Annotated in this window: 14 protein-coding genes; 4 read left to right on the plus strand and 10 right to left on the minus strand. The window is 33.4% G+C overall.

The features are described 5' to 3' along the window. The first annotated feature begins 178 nt into the window (after window positions 1-178). Both AC1Q8N_RS05340 and AC1Q8N_RS05345 read left to right on the plus strand, forming a co-directional pair. A complete protein-coding gene (locus AC1Q8N_RS05340; RefSeq protein ID WP_098122430.1) occupies window positions 179-1,636 on the plus strand; it encodes a serine hydrolase in 1,458 nt (485 codons plus the stop codon). Between the two features lie 123 nt (window positions 1,637-1,759). After that, the gene (locus AC1Q8N_RS05345) at window positions 1,760-3,043 is read left to right on the plus strand and encodes a S41 family peptidase (protein ID WP_048541183.1); all 1,284 of its coding nucleotides are present in this window, start codon (window positions 1,760-1,762) and stop codon (window positions 3,041-3,043) included. A gap of 35 nt (window positions 3,044-3,078) precedes the next feature. Here AC1Q8N_RS05345 and AC1Q8N_RS05350 read toward each other — a convergent pair whose 3' ends face one another. From AC1Q8N_RS05350 to AC1Q8N_RS05375, 6 genes are all read right to left on the minus strand, one after another. Next, on the minus strand, window positions 3,079-4,008 hold the full coding sequence (locus tag AC1Q8N_RS05350) for an aminoglycoside phosphotransferase family protein (RefSeq protein WP_048541181.1): 930 nt from the start codon (window positions 4,006-4,008) through the stop codon (window positions 3,079-3,081). Between the two features lie 11 nt (window positions 4,009-4,019). After that, window positions 4,020-4,406 carry a VOC family protein gene (locus tag AC1Q8N_RS05355; protein WP_048541179.1) on the minus strand — a complete coding sequence of 129 codons (387 nt, stop codon included), beginning with the start codon at window positions 4,404-4,406 and terminating at the stop codon, window positions 4,020-4,022. Window position 4,407: 1 nt separating this feature from the next. Continuing rightward, window positions 4,408-5,043, minus strand: coding sequence for an HAD family hydrolase (locus AC1Q8N_RS05360; RefSeq protein WP_048541177.1), 636 nt, complete (start codon window positions 5,041-5,043; stop codon window positions 4,408-4,410). A gap of 105 nt (window positions 5,044-5,148) precedes the next feature. Further along, a complete protein-coding gene (locus AC1Q8N_RS05365) occupies window positions 5,149-5,736 on the minus strand; it encodes a YpjP family protein (RefSeq protein WP_001134418.1) in 588 nt (195 codons plus the stop codon). Between the two features lie 283 nt (window positions 5,737-6,019). After that, complete coding sequence (locus tag AC1Q8N_RS05370; RefSeq protein ID WP_493521109.1) at window positions 6,020-7,219, minus strand: ABC transporter permease; 1,200 nt, start codon at window positions 7,217-7,219, stop codon at window positions 6,020-6,022. After that, the gene (locus AC1Q8N_RS05375) at window positions 7,212-7,922 is read right to left on the minus strand and encodes an ABC transporter ATP-binding protein (protein ID WP_098848010.1); all 711 of its coding nucleotides are present in this window, start codon (window positions 7,920-7,922) and stop codon (window positions 7,212-7,214) included. The genes AC1Q8N_RS05370 and AC1Q8N_RS05375 overlap by 8 nt, the downstream gene beginning before the upstream one ends. A gap of 153 nt (window positions 7,923-8,075) precedes the next feature. Here AC1Q8N_RS05375 and AC1Q8N_RS05380 point away from each other — a divergent pair, with 153 nt between their 5' ends. Together AC1Q8N_RS05380 and AC1Q8N_RS05385 are read left to right on the plus strand one after the other, a co-directional pair. Beyond that, complete coding sequence (locus tag AC1Q8N_RS05380) at window positions 8,076-8,507, plus strand: GNAT family N-acetyltransferase (RefSeq protein WP_048540878.1); 432 nt, start codon at window positions 8,076-8,078, stop codon at window positions 8,505-8,507. Between the two features lie 29 nt (window positions 8,508-8,536). Next, complete coding sequence (locus AC1Q8N_RS05385) at window positions 8,537-9,064, plus strand: HAD-IIIA family hydrolase (RefSeq protein WP_098137221.1); 528 nt, start codon at window positions 8,537-8,539, stop codon at window positions 9,062-9,064. Window positions 9,065-9,121: 57 nt separating this feature from the next. Here the strand turns inward: AC1Q8N_RS05385 and AC1Q8N_RS05390 are convergent, their stop codons facing one another. The 4 genes from AC1Q8N_RS05390 to eutG all read right to left on the minus strand — a co-directional run bounded on the left by AC1Q8N_RS05390 (window position 9,122) and on the right by eutG (window position 12,167). Next, the gene (locus AC1Q8N_RS05390) at window positions 9,122-9,562 is read right to left on the minus strand and encodes a GNAT family N-acetyltransferase (RefSeq protein ID WP_097844607.1); all 441 of its coding nucleotides are present in this window, start codon (window positions 9,560-9,562) and stop codon (window positions 9,122-9,124) included. Continuing rightward, a complete protein-coding gene (locus tag AC1Q8N_RS05395) occupies window positions 9,559-10,032 on the minus strand; it encodes an SAM-dependent methyltransferase (RefSeq protein WP_048540885.1) in 474 nt (157 codons plus the stop codon). Before AC1Q8N_RS05395 ends, AC1Q8N_RS05390 begins: the two co-directional genes overlap by 4 nt. Window positions 10,033-10,118: 86 nt before the next feature. Next, window positions 10,119-10,817 carry an aspartate/glutamate racemase family protein gene (locus AC1Q8N_RS05400; protein WP_048540887.1) on the minus strand — a complete coding sequence of 233 codons (699 nt, stop codon included), beginning with the start codon at window positions 10,815-10,817 and terminating at the stop codon, window positions 10,119-10,121. Window positions 10,818-10,964: 147 nt separating this feature from the next. Next, complete coding sequence (gene eutG, locus AC1Q8N_RS05405) at window positions 10,965-12,167, minus strand: alcohol dehydrogenase EutG (RefSeq protein ID WP_142313678.1); 1,203 nt, start codon at window positions 12,165-12,167, stop codon at window positions 10,965-10,967. Window positions 12,168-12,210 lie beyond the last annotated feature (43 nt).

Here is a 12,210-nt window from a genome sequence, read left to right on the forward strand (position 1 = left end):
TCACCATCTTTTCTAAATATTAATTTAAATTAATTGTAATAAAAATAAAATTCTAAATAAATAATAATTTTATTCATTCTTACAAAATTATTAACTTTCCATAATTAAAAAGGTTTTCATTTTCTATTACCGAAAGTATAGTGCGGTAGAACAAAATTTATATTTGGAGGTTAGAAGTATGTCTAAAATTGAAACTCCTGTTATGTCTTCTTTGCAAACAACGGTTGAAAAAATGATGAAGGATTTAAATGTTCCTGGCGCTGCTGTAGCTGTTATAAAAGACGGTGAAGTTATTATTTCAGAAGGTTTCGGCTATCGAAATATAGAAACAAAAGAAGCTGTTACACCGAGTACTCGGTTCGCAATTGGTTCCTCAACGAAAGCTTTTGGGACACTTTCATTAAGCTTGTTGGCACAGCAAACAAAGTTTAATTGGGATACTCCTGTCCAGACTTATATACCTAACTTCTCTTTATCTGAACTACTTGCTAGCTCACAAGTTACAGGACGAGACTTAGCTTCCCATCGCACTGGGGTTAGTCGTCATGAGGCTCTTTGGTACAGCTCTTCCTTATCTCGAAAAGATCTCGTTGAAAAAATAAAACATTTACAACTTGATGCACCGTTCCGCACAGCATTTCTTTATAACAACTTAATGTATGCAACAATTAGCTACATTGTAGAAAACATTACGAATCAAACGTGGGAGCAATACGCTACAGAACATATTTTAGAACCTTTAAATATGAGACATACAAATTTCTCTGTTACAGATTCACAAACTACAGATGATTATGCTTTACCTTACGTTGAAAATGAAGATGAAATAAAAGAAGTTCCATTCCGCAATATTGATACGGTTGGCGCTGCTGGGTGTATTAATTCTACAATTGAAGATATGGCAAATTGGGTCCTTCTTCACTTAAACGAAGGGAAATTTGGAGATCATGAATTAATCTCCTCTGAATTATTACAACAAATGTATACACCACATAATTCCATTCCAGATCAACCAGTTTTATCACTTCCTGAATCTCCATTAAATAGTTACGGCCTTGGTTGGTTTATTAGCGCTTATCGTGGTAATAAGGTAATTCATCATGGCGGTAATATTGATGGGTTTTCAGCACTTGTTTCATTCATACCAACAGAAAACATAGGCCTTGTCATTTTAACGAATGCTGGAGGCACACTACTTCCTACTTATCTCGCTAATCAAATTTATGACGAACTACTTGAATTAGAATCCATTAATTGGCATAAACGTGCTGTAGCAGATACTGAAAAAATGAAGGAAATGATGAAAGAAGCAACTGAATCCATTCCTAAACAAATTGAAGGGACTACACCTTCTCACAAATTAGAGGATTATACCGGTACTTTCGAGCATCCTGCATATGGAACATTACAAGTATACAAACGAGATGATTCGTTATATGTACAATTTATGGAGATGGATATTCAATTAGCGCATCATCATTTCGACATCTTCTCTGCAAAAGTTGATTTATTCCAAATGAAAATGAGTTTATTATTCGTTTATGAAATGAATATAAGTGGTGAATTCCCATCCCTTCAGTTACATGTACCAGCTATGTTAAGTACGCAGCCGCTTGCATTTAAGAAAATTAAATAAATATTTTAATAGAGGGATGATAACACATCCCTCTATTCCTCTTTTCTCTATGCAAAAAAGGATAATACGTAAAGGGTACAGAATTCTATTATTTAACTAATTAAATTATCTGGAGGAAAAGCTGTGTACACAGAAATTTTCAAAGAAGTTGTTTCGATTACTCATCACGATTATTCCGGTTGTATTGATAAAAAAGGATGGGACGATCCTACTACTTATTTACAGACAATCGAGAAATTAGAGAAACACGGAGAACTGACACCAGTTCATTTCACTGAAATTGTACGTGATTACTTACTAGACTTTAAAGATAATCATATGTTTTTCAAAATGTACTCTAACAATCAACCACTTAACAGTGTTGGCTTCCAAGTGAAAAGATACGAAGATCGCCTATATATTACATCCACTTCACACGAAGTAAGAGTGAAAAAAGGACAGTCTATACTAGCATTAGATAATATGAAAATTCCTGAGCTATTAATAAAATATAAGAAGTATTTAAATGAAGCTACATATGAACGCGAAAAATGGGATTATGTTTTATTAAAATCGTCAAATTGTACACTTATAGATGAAGATGGATTGACTCAAACAATTACTTTACAAAAGTATAAACAAAATGAATACACGCCTATTCATTCATTTAAACAGCATAATAAAGATACACTTTTAATTACTTTGACAGATTTCGCAAACACTGAAGCTATTAATAAATTATTAGACTCACACAAAAATGAGCTAAATTCTTTTCCCAATTTAATTATTGATGTGCGTTTGAATCGTGGTGGAAGTGATGATGCATTTTTTAAATTACTTCCTTACATATTCAAAGACAAAGAGATTTCCCTTTTCGATTCTTCAGATACAATGCAATTAAATCATACGGAACGAAACTTTCATTTACGTATGAAAGACATCGAAATGGAAGATTATGATTCTTTAGACGAACTTTCCAAAATATTCACAGATATATTTATTCAAGATTTAAAAAAGAATTATAAAAAAGGGTTCGTTACATTTGATCCTTCTGAATTACCAAAAGAACTTCAATCATTAACAATACACGGTAGAAAATCACCTACTAGAGTAGTGATATTAACAGATGTTACATGCGGAAGTTCTGGTGATTCTTTTGTAGAAGTTGCAAAAAAATCATCGAAAGTAAAAGTAATAGGTCGTCCTACTGCTGGTTTAAATGATTATTCTAATTTAGCGGTAATGAAATGGGCTGATACATTCGCTCTTTATTACCCTACTTCACGGCTTTCTATTATAGATAAAGGCGAAGGAATGTCCGGAATTGGTATACAACCACATATACATATCCCATGGACTCCGGAACATATACAAGAAGATATAGATGTAAAGTTAGCATTACAACTGCTTCAAAACGAAGAATGGTAAAAAATAAAGGTAGATGTGAATCACACCTACCTTTTCTATTTCATATCAATCTTTTCTGGTTGAAACCAAATTGGCTTTAATAACTCAAAGTTTTTATGATCCTCTAAAACGATAGTAAGGCGTTCTAACGTATCATCTAACATATGTGGTGCTGCTCGTAATGACCAGACAACTGATGAGAAAACCGTCATGCCAACATATACCGCATATAAATTCCAGAACTCCTCTGGTATTTTCCCATTAAAGTAGCCTTCTATTTGTCCGATTGAATACGGAATACTAATGTCTCTTGCAAATAGTGCAATCTTTACGAAATCATGAAGTGGGTCGCCCCAGTCATAGCCATTAAAATCAACAACACCTACATATTTCCCATCTCGCACAATTATATTTTCTAAATGAAAATCATCGTGTTGAAATCGATTTGGGCGGTTCTTTAAATATTTTTCATTTTCATCTATAAACTTTATGATTTTATCATCATTTTTTATTTTTATTCCACATGTTTTATATGCCTCTACATATTTTTGGTGTTTTTTCATTGCTCTTTCATACCATGGAAGAATATCCTTAGAAGCTTCATATGTATGCATTTTTGCTAAATCTTTTCCTGCCTCTATACCAATTTCATATTGTTCTTTTGGTGAATACGTAGGCAATAGTTTCTTCGCATCTTCCCCTTCTATATATGAGAAAATACTATATACACCTTCTTCTTCCAATACACCTATTTCAATCGGCCTTTGTGCCTGTACGTTACGTTTTACCATTTCATTTAAAATTTGAAATTCTATTTTCCTTCTTTCATACTCTTGTATATCGCCAATCCGTAACAAATATTTTTCATTATCAATTGTCGTAACTATATATTTCTTATCAGGAGAGAAACCTTTAGAAATTTCTTCAATATTAACTGCATCTTTTACTATCTGTATATTGTTTTGCCATGCTGTAATTGTTTTCATGTATATTCCCCTTACATTTCTACATTTTGTGTATACGCTACTTCTATAATAAATCCATTCGGATCGTAAAAATCAATTGTATAATACCCTTCCGAATAATGATTCATTTCAATTGGACCACGTATTATCTTTATTTTCGTACTAGAAAGAAACTCTGCTACCTCATCAACTACTTCTCTATGAATAGCTTGGTAACAAATATGTCTAGGGCCTAACGTCCTTACGATTTCCTCATCTACTTCTTTAAAATATATTTCACTTTCTCCCGTACTATATGATACTTCATTTAGCTTTCTCCATCCAATTATGGAAAACAACATATCGTAAAAAGAAATAGATTCATCTAAACTCGCTACCCAAAATTCAATATGATGAATACCTGCTCGAAGTGTATTCATATTAAGAATACGCCCCTTGTACTATTTGCACAATTTCCATTGGTGTATTGACCATATAATCTGGTGCATCTTTTTTCACTGTTTCAATAACATCATACCCCCAAGATACCCAAATTACGTTCACCCCTGCCTTTTTACACGCTACTACGTCTCGCTGTTCGTCACCGACGTATAACATATCTTTCTCTGTTATTTTTTTCGATCTTAAAAATCTTTTTATCATTTTATCTTTACCGAACAAATTTTTAGAACAATATACCTCTTGTATATTTTCTATATCATTATTGTGTAAAAATGCCCGAATGTGCTCTTCTGAGTTAGAAGATATAACGGCAATTCCGTATCCTTTTTTATGTAGTTCATCTAATACATCCTTCATCCCATGAAACAAAATAAGATCTTTTATAGCAGGTTGATACAATTTATAAAACTCAAGTGCTAATATCGGTAGTTTATACAGTGGTACATCGAGTTGTTTACATCGCTCTGGCATCGTTAATTTACGTAAATACTCAATTTCTTCTTCCCTTACCGTTTTATATCCGTGCTTTTCAGCAAGTTGATTATAAATTGGTACAAATATATTTTGTGAATCTACTAATGTGCCATCAAAGTCAAAAACAATATACTTTTGCATTCCCATACTCCCTTTGCTTCTTTTTCTAAACCTATCTTATTCAACACCGTAGTTGTCTTACCCTTCTATATACATAAAAAAGAACAAGATTTTCTCTTGTTCTTTTTAAGAAAGCCACTTTGGCGGTATATTCGTATTCCAATAAATATTCCCTAATTCATGGTGTCCTGAGTACCCATCATCAAAACGGTGATAGTGGAAATTAAAATAATAACCATCTTGCGGTGGATGATCTCTTCTTACATGAAATCGCAATAAGTCATTTCCTGATTTCGTGTCATACACATGAAAAATCTTTTCATTATTTCCGCCAGCTGGTCTTTGAGAAATCGCTAATGATTGCAATGACTCCTCTGGCACATCACTTGCAAGCTCAGCAATTGCCTCTTCAATTTTCGGTAATATTACATCTTTAAACTCATCTTCAATTACTGGACCAATTTTAGTGCCAAACTTTTGCATCGACTGCTTCTCTGCTTCTTGCATTGCGTACGTAATAAAAGTATCAGTGGTTAACCTGTCATTCGTTTCTTCATATGTATAGGACGTACTCTCCAAATTTTGTTGCCCAGCTGTGCTCGTAGGCTTGTCCGCAGCTTTGGCATTATCAAGCAATATGGAAGGAGGCGTCACTAAACCAAATGTAAATACGGTAATTAATGCGACTAAGGTTTTTCTAAACCAATTTGGCATGTATGTTCCCTCCCCTTTCACTCATTATGTTTTATATAACGGTTGTTCCTTCTATTATACAAAATGATTGTAATTTTTGCACTTTACAATTTTGTTAACGTTCACATATTTTTCACTTGAATATGAAATTGTAAGATTTCATACAATATAAGTACAACAACAATGAGGAGGCAATCCGATGACTTTAGACGTCATGTATTCCGCCGCAAGCATACTCGTTTTAGTATATTTTCTTTATCAATGTGTGACAGATTAGAAAAAGAGCCGTTTAGCGGCTCTTTTTCTATGGTAAAAATACAATCCAACCAATCCATATTATAAAAATACCCCCGGTAATTACAGCTGGTAATAAATAAAAATGAGAAAGGATAACTATTCCATACAAAAGTAGTACTGGAAGTAATAAATAGCGATCTGCCTTCCATCTTAACAATAGTAATTTTCCTTCATCACAATATAAATGAAGAAACATTTTTTTCGTAAATTCATTCCAATAATCGCGCGCATAACGAGAAATTGCAACTAAAGTAAATGCAAGAATAATAGCTGCAATCCACCTCGGACTCATAATAATACTGACAGTGCTTATACATACAATTTGAATATAGAATATTCGTGCACTACTTGTACGGAAAAATTCTTTTAAAAAGGATTCAACAATACGAGATTCCTTTTTCTTCCCTAAAAACTTTTTAGAACGCGGAAACATCCACGGTTTTTTATTCGAACTACTCGGTTTAGCTGTATGACCACCAACTTGCATAATCCCACTTGTCCAGCGCATACTTTCTTCTTTCTCTTTCTCAACTTCTTTAAAAAAGCAATTTTTATAATTCAATTTTTCTTTTATCAATACGATAATTAGTAAAACTGCTAGACCGATACTTAGTATAGAATAAAATGGATTTTTATAAATAAGAAGCAGACTCACTCCAAAAAAGGTTAAACTTATAGAAAACATTACATTTTTTATAATCCATAGTAGCCATCGTTTCCCCACACGTACATGAATAAATCTCGTTAATAATGACAACAGAAATCGAAATACAGTAAAAAACAGCCAAAATAATACGACTTGTATTTTCGTCACTCCGATACTTTTCATCAATACTGGTAACATAGCAACTACTACTATTACATTCGTTATCGCTATTCGAATAAACGTATATGTCATGCCATACTGGATTAACTTTTGCATGTGAGCGGGATACGAAATTAAAAATAAACTATCCGCTTGCTCAAAAAATGAGCGAACTCCTCTTCCATATGTCATCACATAAAATGCGAGTAGACCTAATCCGAAATAAATAGTCTCTCCCATCGATAATTCTTCCGTCCATAGTGAACGATAATAAATCCCCATAAATATAAATGCTGGAATAAGAATATATAGCGCAACTGTCCAATCCGTTATAGAACGTATGGACTTCCATTTGCGGCCCAGTTCATGGCGCAATCTTTTATAAAATTGTTGTTTAATCATGTTGTTCACGCCTTACAATTCCATCAAAACAGTCTAATAATGAACTCCCTGGCATTTCTGCTAACGTTTGGATTGCTTCTAAATGTCCATCTGCAACTAATGTACCTTGTGAAATGAGTAAAAATCTCTCACAAATTCTTTCAGCTGTGTCTAATACGTGCGTACAAAGTAATATACCCGCGCCACGTTCTTTTTCTTTATATAAATAACTTAAAAATTCTTTCGTAGCTACTGGATCTAAACCGATAAAAGGTTCATCAATGATATAAAAATCTGGTTCAGTTAAAAATGCCAAAATGAGCATCGATTTTTGTTTCATACCTTTTGAAAACTTTGATAAATACTCATGCTTATGTTTATCCATTCGAAACATATGCAATAACTCTTCTGCTTTTCTTTCCCAGCTTCCTACTTCGTTCTCGCGAGCAGCCATTAATAGTTCGATATGTTCCCAAAGCGTCAAATAATCATAATATGTCGGGTGTTCCGGCACGTATGCATAAGGATTTTTCTTTTCACCAAATGATATTTCACCATTCATATTTACAAGTAAACCGAGCATCGTTTTAATCGTCGTACTCTTCCCAGCACCATTCGCACCAATAAGTGCAACTAATTCGCCTTGCTCAATCGAAAAGGCAATATCATGAATTGTTTTTTCACCTATTTCATATCCAGCAGAACGGATATTTACTTCTAACATACATTCCCCTTCTTTCCATTTCCAATACAAACTAGGAAAAGAATAACATATAACTATCTATATATCATTATAAAATATTTATTTTCATAGCAGGAATAAATATTTTTTAACAGAATACTTAATGTTTGATTACATTTAATTGGAGTGGATAATATGTCTTTTCAAATTCGTGAAGCTACGATAGACGATATAGATGCACTTTGCTCTTTAACAACAGAACTAAAAGGTTCCTCTATTTCATATGAAGATATGAACAACCGATTACAATTCGTACAAATGAGTCCTTTTGATTTTCTATATGTTTATGAAGAAGAGGACACTATATTTGGATTACTTGGGTTTCGTATACGTGAAAATTTAGAAGATGTAACTCGGTACGGGGAAATTTCAATTATTAGCGTTGATTCTACAATACGACGGAAAGGCATTGGGCAAGTATTAATGGATTACGCAGAGCAATTAGCAAAGAAACATAATTGTATCGGCACATGGCTAGTCAGTGGAACAAAAAGATTAGAAGCACATCCTTTTTACAAAAAATTAGGATATGAAGTGAATGGATATCGATTTGTGAAACACTTTTAAACTACTTATAAATGGAAAGGACTATAACTATGACAAACATGGAAGCTATTTTTATTGATCGTGACGGTACAATTGGTGGTGACACTACAATACATTATCCAGGCTCTTTTACATTATTTCCTTTCACAAAAGCAGCTCTGCAAAAACTAAAAGCTCAAAATATAAAAATTTTCTCTTTCACAAATCAACCAGGTATCGCAGATGGGATAGCAACTGTAGCTGATTTTGCACAAGAATTAGAAGACTTCGGTTTTGATGATATATACGTATGTCCTCATAAACACGGTGATGGTTGTGAATGCCGTAAACCTGGTACAGGTATGCTGCTGCAAGCAGCCGAAAAATATGGGCTTGATTTAACAAAATGCGCTGTAATTGGTGATCGCTGGACTGATATTGTTGCAGGAGCAACTGTACATGCGACGACGATATTAGTTCGAACAGGCGCTGGACATGATGCTTTACATACGTACCGTCACAAATGGGCACATATTGAGCCGAACTACATTGCAGAAAACTTTGAAGATGCTACAAATTGGGTTTTAAATCAACTATAATACAAATGAAAAGAGACGTTTTCACAATGAAAACGTCTCTTTTCATTTTATATCTTTTTAAAATGTTAATTCATAATGGAAATAACGATTATCTCTCAAATAACCATTTTCAGCGTATAATCGCTGTGCTGATAAATTATCAATCTCTGTTTGTAATTTTACACCTTTTGCACCATTTTCTAATGCAAATTCTTTAGCAGCTTCTAGTAATTTTTTACCTGTTCCTGCTCCGCGCTTAGTGGCCTGTACAAACAGATCATTTAATATCCATAATTCTTTCATCGAAATGGAAGAAAATGATGGATATAATTGTGTGAATCCAATATATTCACCGTCTTCAACTGCCACGAAAATAATGGATTCTTTTCTCTCGATTCGATTTCGTAAAAATACTTTTGCTCCTTCTATATCGGAATCTTGTCTATAAAACATACGATAATTATTAAAAATTGATGCTAGTCCATCTAAATCTGCAATTGTTGCCTCATATATTCTCATTTTACTCCATTCCCCTTCCAATACTGTCTCATTATATCCGTTGCCCATTTAGGCTGTACAATTTCTTCTTTCGGCATAAACTCTTTCATTATCGGCTTTATATCCAATATAGGTGTGCCATCAATAGCATCTAACCCCTCAACAATAATTGATTTACCTTCTCTTTTGATCACTTTTACAATTGTTGCTCCTATGCGATTCGGACGATTTTTCCCGCGCTGTGCAAAAATGCCTACTTTAGGATAATCATTATTATTTCTAGGATGTCTAGCAAAATATTGAATTTGTTCATCAGTTACTTTATGAAAATAAAAAACAACTTCAATATGAGAAAAATCTTCAATCCCTTGTATACTTTCCTCTGTATACATTTCAGTTAAAGTAATACAGGATCTTACTTCTCCCCACTCATCATCTTTTATTTCCTTTCTTTCATTATGTACAAATGCGATTGGTTGAACTGAAAACATACGCATTCCCCCTCGATTGTAACCACTTACATTATAAAATATTTTCTGAATGTTTTCCACAAGCTTGACTAGGTTACATAATATAATTATAATCTATTTTGTAAAGCGAAATTAACTGCTTCAACTGCATGTATATAAGTTGTGTCGAATATCGGAACTGATATGTCTCCCTGCTTTATTAATAATCCTATTTCTGTACAACCTAATATAATTCCTTGGGCCCCTTCTTGTACTAGCTCTTCTATAACTCTTTTATAATACTCTCTAGATTGAGATGTTATCTTTCCTAAACATAATTCTGTATATATTACTTCGTTTATCTTTTCTCTATCCTTTTCTGATGGAACCATTACTTTTATACGATTCTCTTCTATGCGTAATTTATAAAAGTCTTGCTCCATTGTATATTTAGTTCCAAGTAAACCAACCTTTTGAATATCTTTCCTTTTAATTTCTTTCGCAGTTGCATCAGCGATATGTAAGACTGGAATATGAATATTCTCCTTTATTTTCTCAACTACTTTATGCATTGTATTTGTGCAAATAATTATAAAATCTGCTCCTCCCATCTGTAACGAATATGCCGCATTTCCTAATATTTTTCCTGCTCCATTCCAATCTCCGTTAGACTGGAATCGTTCAATCTCTTCAAAGTCCACACTATTAATCATACATTTTGCTGAATGTAATCCTCCCAATCTCTCTTTTATTTCTTCATTTATGATTCGATAATATTCAGAAGTTGATTCCCAACTCATACCACCAATTAAACCTATTGTTTTCATTACACAACACCCACCTTATACTATTTTTTAAAACTAATCACAACATTTTATTATGTATATTATACACAATAAAACAAGACTTTACGTTTATACTATAAAGTCTTGTTTTAACTATTTCCAAGGAAATTTTATAAGAATATTCTGAAATTATTTTTCTGATGTTTTTATAAAATCTTCATATTGATAATGAAAACATTCTCGATACAACTGTTTAATTTCATCATATGATGGCACACGTGGATTATTTGCTGGACTTCCACTTTCAATTGCATCTGATGCCATTTTAGAAATAGCTGTTTCAAATTCAACTTCACCAATTCCGTATTCTTTTAAATTTGGAATACGAAGATCAAAACAAAGTTTTTTTATTTCCCTCAGCGTGTAGTCGGCTACTTCTTCATCACAATAGGAATACAAATCTTTATTTAAACAACGTCCAATATCCGCTAGTCTTTTTACTGCACTAACTTTTGTATATTGTAAAACTGTAGGTAATAGTATTGCATTCGATATACCATGTGGTACATGAAATAACGCTCCTACCGGCCTTGACATTCCATGAACTAACGTAACAGATGCATTGGAAAATGCGATTCCAGCTTGTAAGGAAGCAATCATCATCGCTTCTCTTGCCTCCATATTCTCTCCATCCTCATATGCAATACGTAAATATTTCATAATACTTTCAATAGCGGAAAGTGCAAGTACATCGGTAAGTGATTGTGAAACTTTAGAAATATATGCTTCAACTGCATGACATAATGCATCTATCCCTGTTGCTGCTGTAATATGAGATGGTACCGAACGCGTTAAAATCGGGTCAATAATCGCTACTTGTGGGATAAAACTCGGATGTTTCATCATCATTTTTACATCGGTTCCTTTATTCGTAATTACTGCTACACTTGTTACTTCCGATCCAGTACCAGAAGTTGTTGGGATTGCAATTAGTGGTAGCGGATCGTTGTCTATTTCCATATCTTTTTGGACATAATCTTCCACTTCTCCACCATTTGTATATAACACCGCAACTGCTTTCGCTGCATCAATACAACTTCCACCACCAATACCAATAATAAAATCACACTTTCCTTCTTTACAAAGTGTTAACGCTTCTAACACGTGTATATTTGTAGGCTCAGCATTTACTTTATTATATGTACTAACAGTAATACCTTTCGTATTTAATTGTTGTATACACCTCTTAACATATCCTAAATTCTCCATAATTGTATCCGTAACTATAAACGCTCTTTTCCCCAACTTCTTAGATTGTTCCCCCAGCTTTTCAAGCGAATTTCTTCCATATAATACGGACTTCGGCATACGAAATTCAGCAACTTCTTGCAAGTACTCCACCCCTTCTTACCCTAGTTAATGTTTTAGTTTATAA

It is taken from the genome of Bacillus sp. GW823-FHT06B01 (assembly GCF_058952315.1).

Excerpts from the sequence above, each read along its gene's own strand:
- AC1Q8N_RS05340 (WP_098122430.1), top strand. The coding sequence starts at position 179 with ATGTCTAAAATTGAAACTCCTGTTATGTCTTCTTTGCAAACAACGGTT.
- AC1Q8N_RS05350 (WP_048541181.1), bottom strand. The coding sequence starts at position 4,008 with ATGAAAACAATTACAGCATGGCAAAACAATATACAGATAGTAAAAGAT.
- AC1Q8N_RS05355 (WP_048541179.1), bottom strand. The coding sequence starts at position 4,406 with ATGAATACACTTCGAGCAGGTATTCATCATATTGAATTTTGGGTAGCG.
- AC1Q8N_RS05360 (WP_048541177.1), bottom strand. The coding sequence starts at position 5,043 with ATGCAAAAGTATATTGTTTTTGACTTTGATGGCACATTAGTAGATTCA.
- AC1Q8N_RS05365 (WP_001134418.1), bottom strand. The coding sequence starts at position 5,736 with ATGCCAAATTGGTTTAGAAAAACCTTAGTCGCATTAATTACCGTATTT.
- AC1Q8N_RS05370 (WP_493521109.1), bottom strand. The coding sequence starts at position 7,219 with ATGATTAAACAACAATTTTATAAAAGATTGCGCCATGAACTGGGCCGC.
- AC1Q8N_RS05375 (WP_098848010.1), bottom strand. The coding sequence starts at position 7,922 with ATGTTAGAAGTAAATATCCGTTCTGCTGGATATGAAATAGGTGAAAAA.
- AC1Q8N_RS05380 (WP_048540878.1), top strand. The coding sequence starts at position 8,076 with ATGTCTTTTCAAATTCGTGAAGCTACGATAGACGATATAGATGCACTT.
- AC1Q8N_RS05385 (WP_098137221.1), top strand. The coding sequence starts at position 8,537 with ATGACAAACATGGAAGCTATTTTTATTGATCGTGACGGTACAATTGGT.
- AC1Q8N_RS05390 (WP_097844607.1), bottom strand. The coding sequence starts at position 9,562 with ATGAGAATATATGAGGCAACAATTGCAGATTTAGATGGACTAGCATCA.
- AC1Q8N_RS05395 (WP_048540885.1), bottom strand. The coding sequence starts at position 10,032 with ATGTTTTCAGTTCAACCAATCGCATTTGTACATAATGAAAGAAAGGAA.
- AC1Q8N_RS05400 (WP_048540887.1), bottom strand. The coding sequence starts at position 10,817 with ATGAAAACAATAGGTTTAATTGGTGGTATGAGTTGGGAATCAACTTCT.